This is a genomic window from Rothia mucilaginosa (assembly GCF_049990865.1).
GTDB lineage: Bacteria > Actinomycetota > Actinomycetes > Actinomycetales > Micrococcaceae > Rothia > Rothia mucilaginosa_I.
In genome coordinates, this window is record NZ_CP188231.1 from 571,512 (window position 1) to 593,456 (window position 21,945).

At 60.1% G+C, this 21,945-nt stretch carries 18 protein-coding genes and 1 other RNA gene; 10 read left to right on the forward strand and 9 right to left on the reverse strand.

Annotated features, from left to right (window positions below):
* Positions 1-87 precede the first annotated feature (87 nt).
* The 3 genes from ACP3RB_RS02380 to ACP3RB_RS02390 all read left to right on the forward strand — a co-directional run bounded on the left by ACP3RB_RS02380 (position 88) and on the right by ACP3RB_RS02390 (position 3,422).
* Positions 88-966, forward strand: coding sequence for a DUF4190 domain-containing protein (locus tag ACP3RB_RS02380; protein ID WP_426699318.1), 879 nt, complete (start codon positions 88-90; stop codon positions 964-966).
* Between the two features lie 328 nt (positions 967-1,294).
* Positions 1,295-1,667, forward strand: a transfer-messenger RNA (tmRNA) gene (ssrA, locus tag ACP3RB_RS02385).
* A 1,152-nt stretch (positions 1,668-2,819) separates the two neighbouring features.
* Positions 2,820-3,422, forward strand: coding sequence for a hypothetical protein (locus ACP3RB_RS02390; RefSeq protein WP_426699319.1), 603 nt, complete (start codon positions 2,820-2,822; stop codon positions 3,420-3,422).
* A gap of 127 nt (positions 3,423-3,549) precedes the next feature.
* Here ACP3RB_RS02390 and ACP3RB_RS02395 read toward each other — a convergent pair whose 3' ends face one another.
* From ACP3RB_RS02395 to ACP3RB_RS02430, 8 genes are all read right to left on the reverse strand, one after another.
* Positions 3,550-4,491 (reverse strand): inositol monophosphatase family protein, encoded by a 942-nt coding sequence (locus ACP3RB_RS02395; protein WP_426699320.1) that lies wholly within the window; start codon positions 4,489-4,491, stop codon positions 3,550-3,552.
* Between the two features lie 81 nt (positions 4,492-4,572).
* The gene (gene rsgA / locus ACP3RB_RS02400) at positions 4,573-5,700 is read right to left on the reverse strand and encodes a ribosome small subunit-dependent GTPase A (protein ID WP_426699321.1); all 1,128 of its coding nucleotides are present in this window, start codon (positions 5,698-5,700) and stop codon (positions 4,573-4,575) included.
* Positions 5,701-7,200, reverse strand: coding sequence for a 3-phosphoshikimate 1-carboxyvinyltransferase (aroA, locus tag ACP3RB_RS02405; RefSeq protein ID WP_426699322.1), 1,500 nt, complete (start codon positions 7,198-7,200; stop codon positions 5,701-5,703).
* Positions 7,201-7,462: 262 nt separating this feature from the next.
* A complete protein-coding gene (rsrA, locus tag ACP3RB_RS02410) occupies positions 7,463-7,768 on the reverse strand; it encodes a mycothiol system anti-sigma-R factor (RefSeq protein WP_426699323.1) in 306 nt (101 codons plus the stop codon).
* Positions 7,769-7,856: 88 nt separating this feature from the next.
* Positions 7,857-8,597 carry a sigma-70 family RNA polymerase sigma factor gene (locus ACP3RB_RS02415; RefSeq protein ID WP_426699324.1) on the reverse strand — a complete coding sequence of 247 codons (741 nt, stop codon included), beginning with the start codon at positions 8,595-8,597 and terminating at the stop codon, positions 7,857-7,859.
* A gap of 157 nt (positions 8,598-8,754) precedes the next feature.
* On the reverse strand, positions 8,755-8,829 hold the full coding sequence (locus ACP3RB_RS02420) for a 50S ribosomal protein bL37 (protein ID WP_095343185.1): 75 nt from the start codon (positions 8,827-8,829) through the stop codon (positions 8,755-8,757).
* A 230-nt stretch (positions 8,830-9,059) separates the two neighbouring features.
* Positions 9,060-9,659, reverse strand: a complete 600-nt coding sequence (locus ACP3RB_RS02425) for a GDSL-type esterase/lipase family protein (protein ID WP_005505446.1) — start codon at positions 9,657-9,659, stop codon at positions 9,060-9,062.
* A 220-nt stretch (positions 9,660-9,879) separates the two neighbouring features.
* Entirely contained in the window at positions 9,880-13,563 is a 3,684-nt protein-coding gene (locus ACP3RB_RS02430) for a multifunctional oxoglutarate decarboxylase/oxoglutarate dehydrogenase thiamine pyrophosphate-binding subunit/dihydrolipoyllysine-residue succinyltransferase subunit (RefSeq protein WP_426699325.1), read from the reverse strand.
* Positions 13,564-14,150: 587 nt separating this feature from the next.
* Between ACP3RB_RS02430 and ACP3RB_RS02435 the strand changes: the two genes are divergently transcribed.
* The 5 genes from ACP3RB_RS02435 to ACP3RB_RS02455 all read left to right on the forward strand — a co-directional run bounded on the left by ACP3RB_RS02435 (position 14,151) and on the right by ACP3RB_RS02455 (position 19,772).
* Positions 14,151-15,485 carry a hemolysin family protein gene (locus ACP3RB_RS02435; RefSeq protein ID WP_426699326.1) on the forward strand — a complete coding sequence of 445 codons (1,335 nt, stop codon included), beginning with the start codon at positions 14,151-14,153 and terminating at the stop codon, positions 15,483-15,485.
* Positions 15,482-16,564 carry a hemolysin family protein gene (locus ACP3RB_RS02440; protein WP_426699327.1) on the forward strand — a complete coding sequence of 361 codons (1,083 nt, stop codon included), beginning with the start codon at positions 15,482-15,484 and terminating at the stop codon, positions 16,562-16,564. Before ACP3RB_RS02435 ends, ACP3RB_RS02440 begins: the two co-directional genes overlap by 4 nt.
* 383 nt (positions 16,565-16,947) lie before the next feature.
* The gene (locus tag ACP3RB_RS02445) at positions 16,948-17,955 is read left to right on the forward strand and encodes a metal ABC transporter solute-binding protein, Zn/Mn family (protein WP_426699328.1); all 1,008 of its coding nucleotides are present in this window, start codon (positions 16,948-16,950) and stop codon (positions 17,953-17,955) included.
* Entirely contained in the window at positions 17,956-18,855 is a 900-nt protein-coding gene (locus ACP3RB_RS02450; protein ID WP_311446673.1) for a metal ABC transporter ATP-binding protein, read from the forward strand. It begins immediately after the preceding gene.
* The gene (locus tag ACP3RB_RS02455; protein ID WP_426699329.1) at positions 18,852-19,772 is read left to right on the forward strand and encodes a metal ABC transporter permease; all 921 of its coding nucleotides are present in this window, start codon (positions 18,852-18,854) and stop codon (positions 19,770-19,772) included. Before ACP3RB_RS02450 ends, ACP3RB_RS02455 begins: the two co-directional genes overlap by 4 nt.
* Before the next feature lie 322 nt (positions 19,773-20,094).
* Here the strand turns inward: ACP3RB_RS02455 and ACP3RB_RS02460 are convergent, their stop codons facing one another.
* Entirely contained in the window at positions 20,095-20,559 is a 465-nt protein-coding gene (locus ACP3RB_RS02460; protein ID WP_298593895.1) for a Fur family transcriptional regulator, read from the reverse strand.
* A gap of 157 nt (positions 20,560-20,716) precedes the next feature.
* Here ACP3RB_RS02460 and ACP3RB_RS02465 point away from each other — a divergent pair, with 157 nt between their 5' ends.
* Entirely contained in the window at positions 20,717-21,394 is a 678-nt protein-coding gene (locus tag ACP3RB_RS02465) for an MBL fold metallo-hydrolase (RefSeq protein ID WP_294642145.1), read from the forward strand.
* Between the two features lie 53 nt (positions 21,395-21,447).
* A complete protein-coding gene (locus tag ACP3RB_RS02470) occupies positions 21,448-21,876 on the forward strand; it encodes an HIT family protein (RefSeq protein ID WP_049342167.1) in 429 nt (142 codons plus the stop codon).
* The last annotated feature ends 69 nt before the right edge of the window (positions 21,877-21,945 follow it).

Below are 21,945 nucleotides of genomic sequence, written 5' to 3' on the forward strand. Positions count from 1 at the left end.
TTTATATAATGGAACCGAACTCAGCGCGCAATGGTGCGTTGGGCGAGTATAAATTGTTCGCTGCAACTGTGAAGGAAAGAACGACGGATGTCTGAGAATAACTACGGAAACAACCAGGGGAACGCACAGAACCCCTACGCTGCTCAGCAGCCTAATTCTTCCGCCCAGAGCTCGTACGGTCAGGATTACGGCCAGGCTCCTGCAGCGCAGAACACTTACGGCCAGGATTACGGTCAGAACGCATCCGCTCAGAACAGCTACGGCCAGACTCAGCAGAACACTGCTGCGCAGAACGCGCCCCAGCAGAACCAGTACGGTCAGTTCGGTGCGCAGTCTTCTTCTCAGAATGCTTATGGCCAGAACGCCGCTCAGGGTGCTGCAGCGCAGAACACCTACGGTCAGGCGCAGCCCGCGCAGCAGCAGTACGGCTACGGCCAGGATGCTTCCTACCAGGCTCAGACCGCGCAGCAGAACCAGTACGGTTACGGTCAGGACGCCTCCTACCAGGCACAGCCCGCTGACTACAACTACCAGCAGAACTCCTACCAGCAGCAGCCCCAGCAGGATGCATACGGTTACGGCCAGCCCGCGGGTTACCCGTACGCGGCTCCCGTGACGAAGAAGGCTCCCGGCATGGCGCTGGCGGCGATGATTCTCGGTATTGCGGCTGTGCTGACCGGTTTCCTCGTGTTTGGTATTCTGCTGGGTATTGCCGCAATCATTCTGGGCGCGCTGTCCCTGAAAAAGACTAAGGAAGTTGGCGCGGGTAAGGCATTCGCGCTGACCGGTATTATCACCGGTGCGGTGTCCGTCCTGATTTCGATTTCCATGCTTTTCGTATACATTTCCTTCTTCCAGACTACTGAGAAGTGCCTTGAGGTTGGTACCGATGACGGTCACGGTAACGTGGTCTGCCAGATTGGTGACAACCCGAACAACCGCATGACTGTTCCGGCTCACCGCTAAGGTTTGACCGTCTAGCACGGTACGCGAGCGGGGTGAGGCTCCCAGACAATCTGGGGCGCCTCACCCCGTTTTCTGTGCCCATGATTTCCTACGCCCGGGATTTTAGCGCCCGCCGTTGATTCGGGTGTGTGCGGTGGAGGCGCGCCCGCAGGGGCCTCTACAGGTGTTCTCTGTCAGTGAGAGCGCCGTGTGTGTGGGGTGGGGGAACTTGCACGCCGTTAAACACCTCGGATATACTGAATCTCTACCGTGTTTGAATGGCACCGCGGCATCAAGGTATGTCGAGGAAAACTTTCAGAAGACGGTGGGCTTTTTGATAAAAGCATATGGGGATGATCGGTTTCGACGATGTGAGTTGAGATGGGTGAAGCGTGCCGAGGATGCAGGGTTATCTCGTTAACGCCCTCTGCAAAAAATTAAGTGCAGAATCTAAGCGCACTGACTTCGCACTCGCTGCCTAAGCGCGAGTTGCCGTCTGTCGGCCTGAGCATGCCTTTGGCTCAGTTACCGGCATCGACTTAAAAGGCCACTGCTGCTAGCCCTTGTTGCGGGGGCTGGCGGGACTTTTACGTGACTAGGTTCGTCGGTATATGTGTTTATGCAAGTACCGGAGCCGAAAAGTAGCGTTCGCATAAACTGCGCACGGAGAAGCCCCGTTGACGCCACATCGGACCGGGGTTCGATTCCCCGCATCTCCACAATCTCCCAGCCGTCCGCTATCCCGTATGGGGTGCGGCGGTGATAATCGGTTCCAATCCAGAGGAAGAACCGCGGTAGGTTTCTACCACCCGGCAGGACGCCCCACGGCGTCACCTGCCGGGTATTTTTATGCCCAAATTCGGTCCGTTCCGGGGCGTACCGGCGTGGTGGCCACCATCATGGGCCTCGACCGCGCGATGAGATGCGGCAGCGGACCCGCCACTGAGAGTGTGTATGACAGAAGAAGCATATTTTTCATGTAATGTAAATTTACGTGTTTCATCTGAGGAGACTCTCTGATAGACTGCTGAGTAATAACGTAAGATACGTCACTATGTGACGTGGGAATACAAACACAACCGCAATTTCTGCTTGGAATTGGGGGCTAGCTGCTTCCACGATTGCAAGAGCTTTAGGGCCAGCATTTGTTGGTGGTTTTGGAAAAGCCCTTGGAGGTCCGGCAGTAATTGCCGCTGCGCTAGCTGTTGCAGCAGTGTCCTGCACTCTCACTCTTTAACCTGGGAGAGGTCCAATGCGTACGAAGAATATATTTACACTAGGATTTTTTCTCACTATTGTTCCGGTGTTCTGGGTGATTATCTCATTTGCCAGAGACGGGGAGTTCTTTAATCCAGTATCAATTCTAAGTGCAATTTTAGGAGGTCTTTTGGTCACTTTTGCAGCCAGAAGGACGCTTGAGAGTGATTCAAAGTTCCCTAAGGGACCCCCTAAAGGACCTAGTGTGTAAAACATCGCTTAGAAGTTTCTAAGAGGAAGAACCGCGGTAGGTTTCTACCACCCGGCAGGACGCCCCACGGCATAACCTGCCGGGTATTTTTATGCCCAATTGTCGGTCTGCATTGTCGGTCTGCTCTGGGGCGTACCGGCGTGCCCGAGGGCGCTCAGGTGACCGCATTGTAATGAGAACGCCATCAGAGAAGACGAAAACGCACCCTATGCCGTAGTATCGAAGGGTAGATATCGTTGTTCGGCGTTATTGTTCATTCAATCTCACCGGCAACATTCGAGAGCAACCACAGAGCCACCAAACGAGCCACAAAGTAGCCGGTCATACAGAATAGCCGGTCATAGGGACGCCGCCGCTACGACGCGGTAGCTACACAGCCGCTATGACGACCACTCAAGGACACACCATGGAAAACCAGATTCCCGCCCCCTCCTTCCCGGAGCAGAACAACGCAAACTCCCCGCAGCCGGTACCTGCAGGCGTCGCACCCGGCGCTCCCCTCGGCGCAGCACCCGCACCCGCCCTGGGCGTGGCACCCGCTAACGTGCGCGACCGCGACGACAGCTACCAGCGCATCCCGGACATCTACCGGGTGCCGACTGAGCATCGCCGCCCCTACGGTGAGACCACCGGCGACTTCCGCGGCCCCGGCTACTTCTACTCCATCGGCGCGTTCGGTGCCTCCCTGGGTGCCCTGGTGCTGACCCTCTACGCGTGGATTCAGGTCGCGGCACTCCACGCTGAGGCAAGGACCAGCTCCGGCGATTACAGCTCCTCTGCTTATAGCTCCAATCTGAGTCTGAGCCCCAACATCATGGTGATTGCTCTACTGCTCGTGGGTCTGATCCCGGTAGGCGTGTCTATCTGGCTTGCCATCTACTCGGCGAAGGTGAACGCCGGTCACACCACCAAGTACACCTCGAAGATGACGACCTTCAACATTCTGGCGTACATCATCTCGGGTCTGAGCCTGCTGGGTCTGCTCGGCACCCTCACGATGCTGTCCTAAAACAGGCAATACGTGCTCTCATAGTGATAACAGCGAGGCGGCGGCTTTCCACTGACCGGAAAGCCGCCGCCTCGCTGTATTTTTACTGCCTCCTGCTTTTACTGCCTCCTGCTCAGGGGAGGGGAGGCTAGGGTCGGGGTGCGAGCGCCTCCAACACCTGCTGCTGGACCGCCGCCGTATTACTTGCCACCAGGGACACCGGGTGCACACCGGCGACTGAAACACCCGCGTGCTCGGGCAAATCGCCCTCCAGGGTGGAGGCGACGCCGCCAGCCTCACGGATCAGCGGCAGTAGCGCCGCCACCTCGTAGAACGACAGGGATGCGTCCACGACGGTATCCACGGCACCCTCAGCGAGCATACACGCCGCCCAGAACGAACCGTACGCACGGGAACGACCCACGCGACCCAGAAGCCGTACAAGCTCGCCAGAGCGGTCTACAGCGCCTTCAGCGGCTGCCTTCCAGGATACGAGGTCGGTATACGCGGCAGACAGCTGATCCAGCTGAGTCAGCGAAGACACCTCAAGACGAGTCGCCTGCGCCAAGGACTTACCCGTGTACGCGCCCGAACCGCGAGCAGCCCACCAGCGGCGACCCAGCGCGGGTGCAGACACCACACCCACCACCGGCTCACCCTGATCCAGCAAAGCAATCAGAGTCGCCCACACCGGCACGCCGCGGCGAAAATTATCCGGCTCAGCAATCGGCGCAATCACCCACTGGCGCGACGCCTGACCGTTATAGCCGGCATGCGCACCGGCAATACCGTCGCGAGTACGCACACGCGACAGCTGCGCGCGCAGAAGCTCCTCAACCTCTCCAGCCACACCCGAGGCGTAATCGTCAGGCTCCTGCACCGGCGCCTGCGGTTCCGCGGGCTGCTGAGTAGCCTGCTGCCACGGTGCCAACGGTGCTGTAGCGGGTGCCGCCTCGGCGGGCTCTACCACCTCGGAAGCGGGGGAGAAAACCGGGCGGTCACGAAAACGCATGGCGCTCACACGATCGACGCTATCGGCAAGAATATGCGCAAGACGCAAATCGTCGGTGTACTGCTGGGGACGGCTCATAGTAATGCTCTTCTTCAGTATTCGGTGATGTAGTCAGCAAAAATGTGTGTGTAATGCTGTGTGCAGTGCAGGGGAGAGATGCTAGACGAGAGCGCCCAGTTCCTTCTCCGAATCGCCCTCTTCAGGAGTCAACAGCAGCAGCTTACGCAAGGAGTCCAGGCGGGCGGGACCGCTCTCACCGGCGTGACCGGCAGCAACGTACGCTTCCAGACCGCACTCGGGAGCCTGCGCCGCGTGAGTACACGCCTTCGGGCAATCCGCCGCACCGGGTGCCAGGTCCACGAACGCCTCCACGACGGTCTCCGGCGGCACATGCGCCAGACCGAAAGAACGAATACCCGGAGTATCAATAATCCAGGTGCCCGGCTCCATCGGCTCACCGTTCGCATTCACCGGACGCAACGCCAACGCCGACGAGGAAGTGTGGCGGCCACGGCCCGTCACCGCGTTCACATGACCGGTCGCGCGCTCGGAACCGGTCAGCGCATTCACCAGGGTCGACTTACCTACACCCGAATGGCCCAGAAGCACCGACACCTGACCCAACAGCTCCTGCAGAAGCTCCTGAACCGGCGCCGACTCCAAACCGGCAGCACCCTCCTGACTCGGCGCCAAACCATCCGAAGAGGAGGACAGCACAATCTTCAAACCGCTTGCCGCATAGTAATCCAGCAGGTTCTGCGGGTACCGCACATCGGTCTTCGTAATGCACAGAATCGGCTCAATACCGGCATCAAACGCCGCCACCACGGCACGATCAATGAAGCCGGTACGCGGCTCCGGGTTCGCCGCAGCAACCACAATCACCAGCTGCTGAGCATTCGCCACGACCACGCGCTCCGACGGGTCGGTGTCATCGGCGCTACGGCGCAGAATCGAGGTGCGCTCACCCAGACGCACAATGCGCGCCAGGGTATCCTTCGCGCCGGAGGTGTCACCCACCAGGTCCACAAAGTCGCCGGTCACAATCGCGGTACGGCGTAGCTCCTTAGCGCGCGCCGCAATGAGGGTACGCTCCTTCTCGGTACCCTCATCAACTACAACCGACCAGCGGCCGCGGTCCACCGTAATGACCCTGCCACGAATCGCTTCTTTGAAGGTCGGGCGGTCCTTCGTGCGGGGTCGGGAGCCCTTCTTGTTCGGGCGCACGCGCACATCCGACTCATCCCATTCGGAGAAATCGCGCACGTTCATGCGGGAAGAACCCATTTAGAAGACCTCCTGGTCGGCGGTAACGATGGAAGCGCCGACCTGCCATTGCGCCAGCATGTCCTCCCACATTGCGGTAAATTCGGGCATGGTCTTAGCCACGGTGGCAACATTCTGCACCACCACATTGGGGCGGCGCAGACCAATAATCGCCGCGAAGGTTGCCATGCGGTGATCGTCGTAGGTGCGTGCCAGAACCTGCGCAGCCTCAGCGGCAGCGGGGATGGGCGCCTCAATCACCAGCGAATCGGCGGTGTCGTGGGCACTGCCTCCCAGGCGGTTAATCTCAGCGGCGAGTGCGGCGAGGCGGTCCGTCTCATGACCGCGCAGATGCGCAATACCGGTCAGCTCAACGCGGCCCTTTACGAAAGCACAGGCGGCCGCCATGGTCGGCGCCAGCTCGCCACCGGCAGACAGGTCAAAGGAGAAATCGCCCTCGGGAAGCTGCGCCGGACCGGTCACGGTCAAACAGCCCTCAGCGTAGTGCACCCGGGCACTCAGCGCGGGCAGAAGCTCACGCCACATATCGCCCACCTGGGTCGTACCCGCCGACGAATCAGCCGCGGGTGCCGGCCAGTGAGGAATAGTCACAGACTCGCCGGTGACCACGGCGGCGGCAAGGAACGGGCCGGCATTCGACAGGTCCGGCTCAATGGTCATCTCAAAGCCGGGGAAGGAACCGGGGTGAACCGTCCAACGGTACTCGCCACCCTCTGCTTCGTTGCTTTGATCTGGGTAGTGCTCATGCACCCGGATACCCATCTGGCGCAGCGCCTCCACGGTCATCTGAATGTGCGGGATGGACGGCACCGAAGAACCCTCGTGCACCAGCACCATGCCCTGCGGCAGGCGAGGCGCCATCAGCAGCAGAGCGGAAACGAACTGGGACGAGGCCGAAGCATCAATACGAACCATGGGCGCCTTAGAGACACCCTCCGCGCTCGCCAGACCGGGGGAGCGTAGAACGAAGGGCAGAGCATTCTCGCCCTGTTCACACTCCACCTGCACACCCAGCTGACGCAGACCCTCCAGAACAGGACCCATCGGACGCTGACGGGCGTGCGGGTCACCGTCAAAAGCGAACTCACCCGGCAGCAGCGCCGCCAGGGCAGGCACAAAACGCATCACGGTACCGGCAAGACCGCACTCAATCGACACCGCCTGCGCCTGAGCGGAATCAGCCTGTGCAGAATCTGCCTGTGCAAAGTTGAGGGGAGTGACCCTCACATCCGGACCGAACGGCGAATCGGTCGGAACCAGCTCAATACCGGCGCCCAGCTGACGTAGCGCCTCAACCATCAGCGCCGAATCGCGCGAATGCAGAGGCGCACGCAAATACGAGGGCGAATCAGCCAGAGCAGCGAGTAGCAGATAGCGGTTTGTGAGCGACTTAGAACCCGGAATATGCACCAGCGCGTTCTTGCCAGCGGCGTTGCTGGAGGCGGGTGCCAGGGGAGCGGGCCAATCACCGGGGGAAAGCTGTACTGCTGCGTCGCTCATACATCCTCTTCTGGTTCAAATCATGGGCATGACGCAGAATCAGAGATGCTGCGCCGGTTGACATCTACCCCTATTCTACCGGTTGAGGGTTTGCGAGCCGCTGAGGGCTCCAGCGATGAGATAGGCAGCGCGAACCAGGCAATACGAACCGGGCAGCGCGAACCAACACAGTACGCAGGAAGGCGGCGCACCCTCATCGGTACACCGCCTTCACACATCGTCAGAATTCTGTCCCCTCAGCGAGGCAACAGCTTGGGGCAGCTTAGAGCTTTGCCTCGGCGCAGAACTTCTGCACATCCTGCAGCAGGCGAGCCTTCAACTGCTCGGGTGCCTGCTGAGCACACGAAGAACGCATCTTCTCACGAACCATCAGCTCAAAGTCCTTCACATCCTCGCACTCGGGGCAGGCATTCAGATGCGCCTGAATCGTGCGCAGCTGCTCGGGGCTCAGCTCCCTATCGAGGAACTCGTAGAGGTGCTTGAGGGTCGACGAGCAGGGCAGGCCGCCGCAATCCTCCAGCAGCTCGGAGGCTGCGGGGACGGAAGAATTCTTGTCTGTGCTTGACATCGGGGTTCCTTTCACACGGAAGGTATAAAGCGTTAGGGGAGAGCCGCCTCAACCTCATGGAGGCTAGCTCACGTGGAGAAGAGCGGAACTAAGAATCCGCAGGCGCCTCGGAACGAGAGCTCTCCGGCGGGGACTTTACGCCCTTGGCCTTGGTAGCCTTAGCCGGCTGCGCCTTAGTGCTCGCCTTAGCACCCGCCTTTGCTGCAGCTTTTGCCTCAGCCTTCGCTTCTACCTTTGCGATAGTCGAAGGGCGCAGGCCGTTCTCACGCGCATAATCGAGTAGCTTCTCACGCAGGATCCGGCGGCCACGATGCAGACGAGACATCACCGTGCCCATGGGAATATCCAGAATCTCCGCAATATCCTTGTACGCGAACCCCTCCACATCGGAGTAGTACACCACCATGCGGAAATCCTCAGACAGCTCATTCAGAGCCTCACGAACCTCCGTATTCGGCAGGGCACTCAGCGCCTCCGCCTCAGCAGAACGCAGACCCACCGCGTCATGCTCACCGGCCTGAGCCAGCTGCCAATCCTCCACCGTCTCACCCTGAGACTGCTGCGGCTCACGCTGACGCTTACGATACAGGTTGATGTACGTATTCGTCAGGATGCGGTACAGCCACGCCTTCAAGTTCGTACCCTCGGTGAACTGGTGGTACGAGGCAAAAGCCTTCATATAGGTTTCCTGCACCAGGTCTTCAGCATCGGCAGAGTTGCGGCTCATCCGCAGGGCGGCAGCGTAGAGCTGATCCACATACTGCATAGCGTCCGCGGTGAAGCGTTCGCGCAGCTCGCGGGTATCCGCCGCAGTGTTGGTTTCAGCCATGTTTCTCCTCTACAGGAACGCGCCAGGCGTTCACATCCATAACGTAGAATTCTTCTCTTTATTCCGCAGAACGTGCACAAACATCTGCGGGTAAAGCAAAACCCCGGGTCCGAATAATATCCGAAACGCCGGGGTTTTAAAGTGTATGCAAGATACCTTATGCGTTGGGGCGCTTACCGTGGTTTGCGCCGCCCTTACGACGGTCCTTGCGCTTACGACCGCGCTTGCTCATCAGAGCCTCCTTATAGTGTTCATGGATGCACGCCCCACCTTCGCGGTGCGCGCTCCCTATTACCTGCCCTAGCAGAGGCGGTCACCGAAAACCGGTGCTCCACGCTATAAGGGCAACGCCGTCTATTTTTTCATAGAAACGGCATGATTGCATCTTGGAACCGGGATATGAGCTAAAAAACACGAACTTTCTTCGCATCAACTCACAGTCCCAGCCGGGGGAGCGGGCTCTTAGCCGTGCTCAGGAATGTTCAGCCAGTTGTACCAGCCGCGGTGCAGAACCAGCCACGCCATCAGACCGTAACCGGACTGACCCGGGCGACCATCATTCGCGGCAAGATCGTTGCGCCACTGCTCGTGGTGAAGCAGCGGGTTGAACGTATCCACGTACACGTGGTTACGGCGGGTCACCACATCCGCGTACGCCGCCGACAGATCAGCGATACGGCGGTTACGCTCAGCGTCCAGGGTCGGCGGCGGGCCAACAACCAGAACCTTAATGTTGTTCTGCGACGCCATGTCCACAATGTTCGCCAGGTTCAAACGCGAACGAGCGCTGGTCAGACCCAAATCAATGTCAAAGGTCGACGGAGCAATAATGAGGCGGTTATCTGCACCGGGAACGAAGCGGCGGCGCGCCTCCTCGAACCAGCGTGCATTCAGCTGCTCGCTACCTTCATTGGGGGCGGCAAGGTTATATGCCGCGATGGATGCAGTGGTCTGCGGGGTGCGCGCCATAACGCGGCCAAACCAGCCCAGGGTGCGGGGGTCGCCAACACCGGCGAGCAGGTCATCGCCGACTGCCACAATTCGAATATTGCGTTGCTCCACGGAATTCTTTCTTCAGCAGGATGCGCCCGCCGTGAGAGGCGGCAAGGCACGTGAGTAATAGTCTTCATATCTAGGATAAGCGCTTACCGGCCTCTTTTCGAACTTAATACTCTATCCGGTAAGTATCCGAGACTAAAAAACCCGTCTTCCCACCAGAAACATCTGACGGGAAGACGGGTTTTGAAGAGCTAAAACCTTAGCTGTTTAGCCGTAGAAGACCTTAGCCTTCGAAGACCTGGTTGAACAGAGCCTCAGCCTCAGCTGCGTGCAGCTTACCGGTACCGGCAGCCGGGGAAGCAGCTGCGGAGCGGGAAGCAAGGCGCATACGGCGGTCAATCAGCGGCTGCAGGTTGAGAGCCATGAACGGCCACTGACCCTGGTTAGCAGGCTCGTCCTGAGCCCACACAACGTCGGTAGCGTTCGAGTACAGAGCCAGCTGCTCCTTGATTTCGCTCTCGGGCAGCGGGTACAGCTGCTCCACCGAGACAATAGCGGTCTTGGTGTCGCCGCGGCGCTCGCGCTCCGCTTCCAGATCGTAGTAGAGACGGCCGGACACGAAGACCAGTCGCTCAACCTGAGCCGGGTTGATACCCGAACGATCGCCAATCACCGGCTGGAACGAACCCTCGGTGAAGTCCTCGATGGAGGAGGCAGCAGCCTTCAGACGCAGCAGCTGCTTGGGGCTGATCACCACGAGCGGCTTGTACGGACGGTGCTGAGAGTGGCGACGCAGCAGGTGGAAGTGCGAAGCCGGAGTCGAGGGGCAAGCCACGGTCATGTTGTTCTCAGCGCACAGCTGCAGGTAACGCTCAACACGAGCCGAGGAGTGGTCAGGACCCTGACCCTCGTAGCCGTGAGGCAGCAGCATAACCAGCGAGGAGCGCTGGCCCCACTTCTGCTCGGAAGAAGACACGAACTCGTCAATGATGGTCTGAGCGCCGTTCGCGAAGTCACCGAACTGAGCCTCCCACACCACGAGCGAGTCGGGGCGCTCCACCGAGTAGCCGTACTCGAAGCCGAGAACACCGTACTCAGAGAGGAAGGAGTTGTAGATACGGAACTTACCCTGGTTCTCAGAGAGGTGCTCCAGCGGCGACCACTCTTCATCAGTGAGGTGATCGTGCAGAACAGCGTGACGCTGAACGAAGGTACCGCGCTGAACGTCCTGACCGCTCATACGAACGTCGGTGCCCTCCATCAGCAGCGAACCGAAGGCGAGCAGTTCGCCCATACCCCAGTTGATGTTGCCGGTGCGGCCCATCTCAACGCGCTGGTCCATGAGCTTCTTCAGCTTCTTGTGGATGGTGAAGCCCTCAGGAGCCTTACCGAACGCATCTGCAATGTGCTGCAGGGTCTCGCGGGAGATTGCAGTCTTGCCGGAGTGAACGACCTCGGTGTTCTGCTGAGCAGCGGGCAGTTCCAGACCGGAAACGTGCGCGCCAGCAGGAGCCGGTGCCGAAGACTGAGTCTCGACGAAGATAGCGTCCAGCTTCGAGTGGTACGAATCCAGAACCTCGTCTGCCTCCTCCTGGGAGACGTCACCACGGCCCACCAAATCCTGTGCGTACAGGGTGCGGGTCGAGGGCAGAGCGTCGATGTCCTGGTACATCTTCGGCTGGGTCATCGACGGATCATCAGCCTCGTTGTGACCGCGGCGGCGGTAGCAAATCAGGTCAACGACAACGTCGCGGCCAAAGCGCTCGCGGTACTCGAATGCCAGGCGTGCGGCACGAACCACCGCGTCCGGGTCATCAGCGTTGACGTGGAAGACCGGAGCCTTAGTCATACGCGCAATGTCGGAGGCGTGGGTTGCGGTGCGGCCGTCGTTCGGCAGGGTGGTGAAGCCAATCTGGTTGTTCACCACAATGTGTACGGTGCCGCCGGTGGTGTACGCCTTCAGGCCGGCCATCTGCAGGGTCTCCATGACGATGCCCTGGCCAGCGAACGCTGCGTCACCGTGAATCAGGATCGGCAGAACCGGGTAGCCCTCAACACCCTGCTCGCGGTAGACGTCCTGCTTAGCGCGGACGATACCCTCGAGCACGGTGTTTGCAGCCTCAAGGTGCGAGGGGTTAGCAGCCACGTAAACCTGGGTCTGCTTACCGGAATCGGAGATGAAGACACCCTCGGTACCGAGGTGGTACTTCACGTCACCGGAGCCACCCTCGTAAGGTGCTGCGGTGCCGGAGAACTCACGGAAAATCTGAGCGTAGGACTTACCAGCAATGTTGGTCAGCACGTTCAGGCGACCGCGGTGTGCCATACCAATGGCAACGCCCTTCAGGTCGTTGTTAGCGGCCTTGTCCAGAACAGCGTCCAGCAGCGGAATCAGGGACTCGCCACCCTCCAGGGAGAAGCGCTTCTGACCCAGGTACTTGGTCTGCAGGAAGTTCTCGAATGCCTCGGCCTCAACCAGCTTGGACAGAACACGCAGCTGCTCCTCGCGGGTGGGCTTAGCAACGCCGCGCTCCAGACGCTCCTGGAACCATGCGCGAACCTCGGGGTCTTCAGAGTACATGTATTCAACGGACAGAGAACCGGAGTATGCCTCATGCAGGCGCTCCAGGATGGTGCGCAGCGGCAGACGCTCGGAACCGCCGAAACCACCGGTCGGGTAGACACGGTCCAGATCCCACAGGGTCAGACCGTAGTTCTCCAGCTTCAGGTCCGGGTGCGAACGCATCTTGTAACCAACGGGGTTGGTTGCTGCGGTCAGGTGGCCGTGCACGCGGTAAGCGTGAATCAGCTGCTGGATACGTGCAACCTTGGAAATTTCGTGAGCGTCATCGACGTGGTTGTCGCGTGCCCAACGAACCGGCTCGAAAGGAACCTTCAGGTCGCGGAAGATTGCGTCGTAGAAGTCGTCGCCGCCGAGCAGGTAGTGCTCAACCAGCTTCAGGAACTCACCGGAACCTGCACCCTGAATGACGCGGTGGTCGTAGGTGCTGGTCAGGGTGATAATCTTGGACAGACCCTGCTGGGTGATGAGCTTCTCGGACAGGCCGCGGAACTCAGCCGGGTACTCCAGAGCACCCACACCGATGATGGCTGCCTGGCCCTTGGAAAGGCGGGGCACCGAGTGGACGGTACCGATACCACCCGGGTTGGTCAGCGAAACAGTGGTGCCGCGGAAGTCCTCAATGGTCAGCGCGCCGTTACGGCCACGCTTAACGATGTCGTTGTATGCGTCCCAGAACTCGCGGAAGCTCAGCTGCTCAGCGCCCTTGAGGTTCGGAACGACCAGGTTGCGGGAACCATCGGGGCGGGGCAGGTCAATAGCCAGACCAAAGTTCACGTGCGCGTTGTGGATTGCAACGGGCTTGCCCTTCTCATCCACACCGTAGGTCACGTTCATCGAAGGCATAGCAGCCACCGCGCGGATCACTGCGTAACCGATGATGTGGGTGAAAGAGACCTTACCGCCGCGGGTGCTTGCCAGGTACTTGTTGATAGCAGCACGGTTCTCGATGAGCAGCTTTGCGGGGACCGCACGAACGGTGGTTGCGGTGGGGACAGTCAGCGACTCTTCCATGGTCGTGACGACTGCCTTAGCAGGGCCGCGGAGGGGGACAATCTTGTCTTCAGCAGGTTCCACAGGTTCAGCCTTCTTGGTAGCAGCGGGAGGGGTGGTGGGGGCAGCAGGTGCAGCCGCAGGCTTCGGTGCCGCGGGAGCGGGAGTTGCTGCAGGCGCTACAGGTGCAGCAGCCGGTGCGGCAGGTGCCGCAGCAGGTGCTGCACTCGCGGTACCGGCGCCTCCCAGCGCCTTGTCGATGGTCTCAAAAATGGGCCACCACGATTGGTCCACAAGGTTCTTGTCCTTCTGGTAACGCTCGTACTGTTCTTCAACGAACCATTCGTTACCGGCAAATTCCTCAGGCACCAGATGTTCTGGCAGATTTGGCACGTTAAACGCCTCTTCCAATTAGTGTGAATTTATCCGTCGCGTCCGGGACTCACCCGGCATAGACGACCCGCGTCTTCGAGGGGCGAATCATCACGCTGAGCATGTGCGCATCGCCTTTGGTGGCTGTTGCGTGCGGGGTGTGCACCGTACCAACCTGCCTAGCGTGCCGTGAACGTCGGGGTTCATCCGCTTACCTGGCGGCACACTCATGCTCCTATGTATAAGTGTAAAGAGAAGCACGGTGAACTTTCCAGCTCATCGCGCCATATCCACAATGCAATTTTTCACTCTTGCTGATTCGCGATGACCCGCGTGTGCACCCAGCGCGGTCTTACACGTGTGAGCAGGCACTCTAAGGCACCTGGAAGAGGCGAAACCTTCGCTAAAATATTGGGTATGGATGACCCTTTGAGTAAGACTCTGACTACTAGCCAACGCAGAATACTGCCGGCACACGCTGCGCCCTATGGCATCAGTGCACCCGAAAACAACCCCTCCTCGGGTGCTCAGCATCTGGACAGGCTGCCTGTTGAATCTCTACACCAGAACCAGCACAGCGCAAACCACCCCGCGGAGGCGGTGACCGCGTGGATCTGATACTCCTGTTCATCGGCCTACTCCTCATCCTGGGTACCGGATTCTTCGTCGCCGTAGAGTTCTCCCTCGTGGCGCTCGAAACCGCGACCGTGCAGCAGGCAAAAGACTCCGGCGATAAAGCCGCCGACGCCGTCCTGCGCTGCCTCAAAACCCTCTCCACTCAGCTGTCCAGCTGCCAGATCGGCATCACCATCACCACGCTGCTGACCGGCTACACCCTCGACGCCGCCATTAAGGCGCTCACCACCGGTGTAATCAACAGCATGGGGCTGCCCAGCAGCGTGACCGATATGCTCACCCTGCTGCTGGCAATGCTCATCGCAACCCTGCTGTCCATGGTTGTTGGTGAACTACTGCCCAAGGGCCTCGCCATCGCCGAACCCTATGACGTGGCACGCCGAGTTGCCCCCGCACAGCTGGCCTTCACCCGCGTCATGTCCCCGCTCGTGCGCCTCATGAACGGCTCCGCCAACTGGATCCTTGGACGCTTCGGCATGGAAGCCAAAGAAGAACTCTCCGCCGCACGCACCCCCGAAGAGCTCTCCTCTATGGTGCGCCGCTCCGCAGAAGAAGGCACCCTCGACTCCGACGCGGCACGCTTCGTGGACCGCACCCTGCGCTTCTCCGAGCTGACCGCCTCCGAAGTGATGACCCCGCGCGGCCAGGTCGCCATGCTCGAAGACACCGCCCCCGTTGCCGAAGTCATCAAGCTGGCACGCTCCACCGGCCACTCCCGATTCCCCCTCTACAAGGGCGACCACGACAACATCGTGGGCGTCGTGCACGTGAAGAAGGCAGTCGGCGTGCCCCCGGAGGTTCGTGAAACCCTCGAAGCTGGTGCCCTCGCAGAAGACGTGCTGCAGGTCCCCGAAACCCTGCACCTGGACGCGCTACTCACCCAGTTGCGCCAAGGTGCCCTGCAGCTCGCCGTGGTCCTCGACGAATACGGCGGAACCGCGGGCATCGCAACCCTCGAAGACCTCGTCGAAGAAATCGTCGGTGAAGTCTCCGACGAACACGACCGCGGCCGCACCGAACGCCCCCTACGCTACGGCAACGGTGACTGGGTGTTCTCCGGCCTGCGCCGCCCCGACGAAATCAACGCCCTCATCCCCGGGCTCGAGGTTGAGGAAAGCCCCGAATACGAAACCGTCGGCGGCTTCATGATGGAACGGCTCGGCCGCATCCCCGAAGTAGGCGACAGCGTCCCCGTACCCGGCGGCACCCTGCGCGTGGACACCCTCGAAGGCCGCCGCGTGGACCGCATCCGATTCACCCCCGCACCTAGCGCACAGGCACAGACCGAGAAGGGAGACCGCGCATGAACGACTGGGTAGCCATCGCACTGCTCGTCATCCTGCTCGCCGGAAACGCCTTCTTCGTCGCCGGTGAATTCGCCATCATGTCCACCCGACGAGCACAAATCGACCCGCTCGCCGAAGAAGGCAATAAGCGAGCGCAGACCGTCATCTACGCGCTAGAGAACGTCTCGCTCATGCTCGCCACCTGCCAGCTGGGCATCACCATCTGCTCCCTGCTGATCCTGAATGTCTCAGAACCGGCACTGCACCACATGCTGGAGGTGCCCCTGCACCTGGTCGGCCTGCCCCACGCAATCGTGGACGTCATCGCCTTCGGCGTCACCCTGATCCTGGTCACCTACCTGCACGTGATCTTCGGCGAGATGGTTCCCAAGAACGCCGCCGTGACCCTCGCCGCCCGCGGTGTGGCTCTCTGGATTGTGCCGACCCTGGTGACCTTCTCCAAGATCTTCGCCCCCGTGGTCGCCCTGCTGAACAACCTGTCCAATAAGCTGCTGGCGCTCATGAAGGTCGAAGCGAAGGATGAAGTCGCCTCCACCTTCACCCTGGGCGAGCTGCAGACCATCGTGGCAACCTCGACCGCGGAAGGCACCGTGGAAGACGATGCCGGCGTGATCGAAAGCGCCCTCGAATTCACCGAGAAGGACGTCTACGAAATCATGGTGCCCGGCGATAAGCTCGTCACCCTGCCCTTCGGCAGCACCCCCGCCGAGCTGGAACGCGCCGTGGCACGTAGCGGCTACTCCCGCTTTGTCATTACCGACAGCGACGGAACCTACATGGGCTACCTGCATGTGAAGGACGCCCTCGCCATCGCCCCCGAGCGGTTTGAGGAGCCCTTCCCCTGGTACAAGCTGCGTTCCCTGGACACGCTCACCCCGACCACCGATATTGACGATGCGCTCGCCTCCATGCAGCGCAGTCGAACCCATATCGCGCAGGTTATGGATGAGCACGGCACCACCCTCGGCGTGGTCTTCCTCGAAGACGTGCTGGAGGAGCTTGTCGGCGAAATCAACGACACCACCCAGGATGCGGTGCGTGAGCGTATACGCCGACAGCAGTCGCGTGAAGCCCAGTAACCGCGTGAAGCCCAGTAACCGCATCGTGAGATACCCCGAATAAAATACCCGAGTAAAACACTCGAGTACAACGGGGGAATCTTGAACACAGCCCGCCCCGCACTCTCGTGAAAGAGAGCGCGGGGCGGGCTGTTTTACTATCAAAAACGGGTTGATGGGCGCACGTAAGGGGCAGGCTTAGGCGGTAGTCTCAGGCGGCGGTATGAAGCGGCGGCAGGGGAGCGGAGTAGGTATAGCTAAACATCCCTGCACCATAAGCTATTGAAAGAAAAAAGGGTAGCCTAACATCACTCAAATGAGACCAATAAAGAGTTGTTTATACGGGTGTTCGCATGATGTAGTTAAGAAACCTACAGACTAGAACGAACCGAAAGAGAGCCCTCATGTCGCACCTGAAGATCACCCGCAAGCACTTCCTCACCGCAATGGGCTCACTCGCTGCATCCTCCCTGCTGCTGGCAGGCTGCGCAACCGAGAACAGCACCTCCTCCGGTTCGTCCTCCTCGGCTGGCTCCAACAGCGGCAAGGTGAAGGTCGTCGCCTCCACTGACGTCTACGCAGACATTGCCAAGCAGGTCGGCGGCGACTACATTGAGGTCACCGCGCTCATCGCCTCCACCAGCACCGACCCCCACTCCTACGAAGCCACCAGCGCCGACCGCCTCAAGGCGAAGGACGCATCCCTGATCGTCATCAACGGCGCAGGCTACGACCTGTTCCTCGAAGACCTCGCCGGTAAGGACAACACCTCCCAGAAGATTGTGAACGCGGTCAAGGTCAGCGGCAAGCTCACCGACGCCGAATACACCCACCTGGTCGAGGACCACCGTGGCGGCGAACACCACGAAGACGGCGGCGACCACGCCCACGCACACGAGTTCAACGAGCACCTCTGGTACGACTTCGAAACCGTGAAGAAGGTCGCCCAGAAGATCGCTGAAGAGCTCGCAGGCATCGACTCCGCACACGCTGAGGCGTTCCGCACCAACGCATCCACCTTCTCCAAGGAACTGGACGCACTGAACGCAGCAGCTAAGGCAATCGCCGGTGAAGGCAAGAAGTACCTGTCCACCGAGCCCGTGCCGGACTACCTGATTTCCTCCACCGGCGCAGAGAACGCAACCCCCAGCGAATTCGCTGAGGCTGCCGAAGCCGGCAACGACGTTCCCGCGCTCGTCCTGAAGGAAACCAAGGACATGGTTACCGAGAAGAAGGTCCAGCTGCTCGCCTACAACGAGCAGACCTCCACCTCCCAGACCAACGAGGTGCTGCAGGCAGCTAAGGACGCCTCGGTGAACTACGTATCCTTCACCGAAACCCTGCCGGAGAACACCAACTACCTGGCATGGATGAAGACCAACGTCAGCAACCTCGAAAAGGCGCTCTCCTAAGTGACTGACAACAATAACGGTGCCGCCCCCGCGATTTCCATTCGCGGGGGTAGCCTCGCTTTCGGGGCCCGCACCCTCTGGAAAGATCTAACCCTCGACATCGGCGCAGGCGAATACTTCGCCGTGCTCGGACCCAACGGCTCCGGCAAGTCCACCTTCCTCAAGGTCGTTCTCGGTCTGACCGGGCTCAACGCCGGCGAAATCTCTGTGCTCGGCAAGCCCGCACGCTTGGGCAACGCCGGTGTCGGCTACGTACCGCAGCAGAAGTCCATCCCCACCTCCACCCCGATGCGCGCCCGCGACCTGGTGGGACTTGGCGTGGACGGGCACCGCTGGGGCATCCGACTGCACGGCCGCAAATACCGCGCCAAGGTGGACGAGCTCCTCGAAGCCGTCGGCGCGACCGAGTACGCGAACGTGCCGGTGGGCCTGCTCTCCGGCGGCGAGCAGCAGCGCCTGCGTATCGCTCAGGCGCTCGCGAACGACCCGAAGATTCTGCTGGCTGACGAGGCGCTGCTCTCCCTGGACCTCAACCACCAGTACGCGGTGGCTGAGCTGATTCACCGGTTCAACCGTGAACGCGGCGTGGCGGTGGTGTTCGTGACCCACGAAATCAACCCCATCATTGAGCATGTGGATCGCGTTCTCTACCTGGCGAATGGCCGTTTCACGGTCGGCTCGGTGGAAGAGGTCATGACCAGCGAGACTCTCACCTCCCTGTACGGAACCCCGGTGAGCGTGCTCAAGGCTAATGGCCGTTACGTGGTGGTGGGTGAGACTCACGCCAGCGACCACTGCCATATTGAGGGCACCGACCAGAACATTCACGGCTCCCACCTGAAGTCTGGTCTTTCTGAACCGCAGCGCACCCTACACCTTCCGGGAGGAACCACTCGATGACCATTCTTGCTTCCCTCCCCGCCCTGGCTCCGGTTGCCGCCGCGCAGAATGATTTGCTCTCCCGCATTTTCGTCTTTGACCGCTACGGTGAGCTGCTGCAGATGCTGCAGAACTCCATTTTTGCTGGCGCTGTTCTGGGCCTTATCGGCGGTTTCGTCGGTATTTTCGTGATGATGCGCGACCACGCCTTTGCGGTTCACGGCATCTCTGAAATGTCTTTCGCGGGTGCCGCCCTTGCCCTGCTGCTCGGCTATGACGTGGTGACCGGCTCCATGGTGGGTTCGATCGCCTCGGCTCTGCTGATTGCCTTTCTGGGCTCTAAGGCGAGCAACTCGAACTCGGTGATTGGTGCACTCATGCCGTTCGGCTTGGGCTTGGGTATTCTTTTCCTCTCCCTGTACCAGGGCCGTAGCGCGAATAAGTTTGGTCTGCTGACCGGTCAGATTGTGTCTGTGGACGCCGACCAGCTGAACACCATGATTATTGGTGCGGTGGTTATTATCTCCCTGCTGGTGATGGTGTGGCGTCCGTTGAGTTTCGCCTCCCTGGACCCGGAGGTTGCGCGCGCTAAGGGCGTGCCGATGCGTTTCCTGTCCCTGATGTTCATGGTGATTCTGGGTATTGCTGTGGCGCTGTCGGTGCAGGTGGTCGGTTCGCTGCTGGTGCTGGCGCTGCTGATTACTCCGGCTGCTGCGGCGATGCAGGTGACTGCTTCTCCGGTGCGCACCCTGATCCTGTCGGTGCTGTTTGCGGAGGCGTCCATTGTGGGCGGTATTCTGCTGGCTCTTGCCGGTTCGCTGCCGATTAGCCCCTACGTGACCAGTATTTCCTTCCTGATTTATGTGGTGTGCCGTGTGATTGGTGGCGTGAAGCGTCGCCATAGCGCGTCGGGCCGCCAGCTGACTGAGAAGGCGTAGGAACTATAAGAAAGAGCCCCACCTCGGGAATGAGGTGGGGCTCTTTTGTTGTCGTGCATAGGTGCCGCGGTAAAGGGGGATGTCCCGGTGCGGCGTGGACTTAGTCTGTGTGGCGTTGTGTTGCCCTGTCCATATGTCCAGTCCAGATGCCCTGTGTGTCGTGCTGTTGCGGCGTCAAAGATCCTTAAAGGCGTCAATCTTTGAAAGCGCATGTCTTTGAAAACGCCGTATCCTTCGTTGAGAAGGTTTTCCCTCGAGGAGGGGCTCCTCAGAATGAGGGGCTTGGGGGTTGCGGCTTAGCCTGCAATGTTAGCGTGCACCGTTAGCGTGCAGTGCCGCCCTGCGATTCTTCCTCGCGACGCGCCAAAGTGCAGTCCGGGCAGTAACCGGTCACTTCAACCACGTGCTCCAGCTCCGAGAAGCCGTGCTGCTTGCCCATCGCCAGTGCCCAATCCTCAAGGGCGGGTGCTTCCAGCTCAATGGCGGTGCCGCATCGGCGGCAGAGCAGGTGGTGGTGGTGATCTTTCACCCGGCAGTGGCGGTACAGAGTCTCACCCTCAATACCCTTGACCGAGTCGAGTTCACCGGCGTTAGCCAGCGACTGCAGCACGCGGTAGGTGGTTGCGAGAGAGACCTGTTCCTTGCGGTTCGCGAGGGTCAGGTGCAGATCCTGTGCTGAGATGAAATCGCCGAGCTCTTCCATGGTCGCCTTGATGATGCGACGCTGGCGGGTATTTCGGGCTTCGGCGGGCTTCGTAATTCTCCGTACGGGAATATGAGTGTCCATTGCTGAACCTTTCGGGGTGGAGATCCGCCCCATTGTGTGGTCGATCTTGTCTTACGACTTTACACTAGAGGCGTTCAAAAGGTGGTTGATTTGCGCTTTATCTCAAAAATTGAAGTTACCAACAGGCACGAATGAGGGTTAACGGTAGACTAAAACTATGAAAATGACGAAGTACACCCACTCATGTATCCGCCTTGAGAATGAGGGGCGCACCCTCGTTCTTGACCCCGGCAACTTTGCCGCTGAAGGCGAACACGCCACCGCGCTGGAAGGCGCCGATTACCTGTTCGTGACCCACGCGCATCCGGATCATTTTGATGGCCCGTCGGTGCTGCCGCTGATTGCTCAGCGCGCCGAGTCGCAGACCCCGTTGAAGATTTGGGCTCCCGAGGCTGTTGCCCAGGTCATCAAGGAGGCTGTGCCCGCTGCCGAGGTCACCGTTGTTTCCTCTGATTCTGAGTTCAGCATCCCGGGTTTTGAGGTGAAGACCTACGGTGGTCAGCACGCTCTGATTCACCCGCTGATCCAGACCATCGCCAATGTTGGTTACCTGATTAACGGTGCAGTGTACCACCCGGGTGACTCGCTGGTGGTTCCTCACCGCGTGCGTGCGAATACTGTTCTGGTGCCGATTCACGCGCCCTGGTCGAAGGTTCAGGAAGTCATCGATTTTGTGATTGCGACCGGCGCTCAGCGTGTGGTTCCGATTCACAACGGCATGATTAACCAGAATGGCACCGGCATTATTGAGGGCCTGGTGACGAACTTCGGCGCGAAGTATGGCACTGAGCTGAAGCACCTGAACCCCGGCGAGAGCATTGAGGTTGAGGCGTAAGCCTGACCGTTGAGCTTCAAACGCGCCGATGACGGCGCATGAAGGAGAGTATTATGAGCACGATTTTTACCAAGATTATTGAGGGTGAGATTCCCGGTCGCTTCGTCTGGAAGGACGAGCACTGCGTCGCCTTCCTGGACATCATGCCTCTGTCGGAAGGCCACCTGCTACTCGTTCCCCGCGCTGAGGTCGACCGCTGGCCCGACCTGCCGGCTGAGCTGGCAGCGCACCTGTTCGCTGTGGCGCACAAGATTTCTGGTGCCCTGGACCAGGCCTTTGATAAGGACCGTGTGGCTCTGATGATTGCGGGCTTCGACGTTCCGCACACTCACATCCACCTGTTCCCGGCTGACGGCATGGCTGATTACGATCCCGCTAACGCAAAGAAGGACGCGACCGCCGAAGAGCTGGATGCGGCCGCTGAGAAGGTGCGTGCCGCCCTGCGCGAGCGCGGCCACGGCGAGTTCGTGCCCGAGGCGTAAGCGCCGTTTGTAGCGCGCGTATCAACACGAAGGAGCCGCCCTCTACAGATTTGTAGAGGGCGGCTCCTT

Excerpts from the sequence above, each read along its gene's own strand:
- ACP3RB_RS02390 (WP_426699319.1), top strand. The coding sequence starts at position 2,820 with ATGGAAAACCAGATTCCCGCCCCCTCCTTCCCGGAGCAGAACAACGCA.
- rsrA (WP_426699323.1), bottom strand. The coding sequence starts at position 7,768 with ATGTCAAGCACAGACAAGAATTCTTCCGTCCCCGCAGCCTCCGAGCTG.
- rsgA (WP_426699321.1), bottom strand. The coding sequence starts at position 5,700 with ATGGGTTCTTCCCGCATGAACGTGCGCGATTTCTCCGAATGGGATGAG.
- ACP3RB_RS02395 (WP_426699320.1), bottom strand. The coding sequence starts at position 4,491 with ATGAGCCGTCCCCAGCAGTACACCGACGATTTGCGTCTTGCGCATATT.
- ACP3RB_RS02455 (WP_426699329.1), top strand. The coding sequence starts at position 18,852 with ATGACCATTCTTGCTTCCCTCCCCGCCCTGGCTCCGGTTGCCGCCGCG.
- ACP3RB_RS02470 (WP_049342167.1), top strand. The coding sequence starts at position 21,448 with ATGAGCACGATTTTTACCAAGATTATTGAGGGTGAGATTCCCGGTCGC.
- aroA (WP_426699322.1), bottom strand. The coding sequence starts at position 7,200 with ATGAGCGACGCAGCAGTACAGCTTTCCCCCGGTGATTGGCCCGCTCCC.
- ACP3RB_RS02445 (WP_426699328.1), top strand. The coding sequence starts at position 16,948 with ATGTCGCACCTGAAGATCACCCGCAAGCACTTCCTCACCGCAATGGGC.
- ACP3RB_RS02440 (WP_426699327.1), top strand. The coding sequence starts at position 15,482 with ATGAACGACTGGGTAGCCATCGCACTGCTCGTCATCCTGCTCGCCGGA.
- ACP3RB_RS02465 (WP_294642145.1), top strand. The coding sequence starts at position 20,717 with ATGAAAATGACGAAGTACACCCACTCATGTATCCGCCTTGAGAATGAG.
- ACP3RB_RS02460 (WP_298593895.1), bottom strand. The coding sequence starts at position 20,559 with ATGGACACTCATATTCCCGTACGGAGAATTACGAAGCCCGCCGAAGCC.
- ACP3RB_RS02380 (WP_426699318.1), top strand. The coding sequence starts at position 88 with ATGTCTGAGAATAACTACGGAAACAACCAGGGGAACGCACAGAACCCC.
- ACP3RB_RS02415 (WP_426699324.1), bottom strand. The coding sequence starts at position 8,597 with ATGGCTGAAACCAACACTGCGGCGGATACCCGCGAGCTGCGCGAACGC.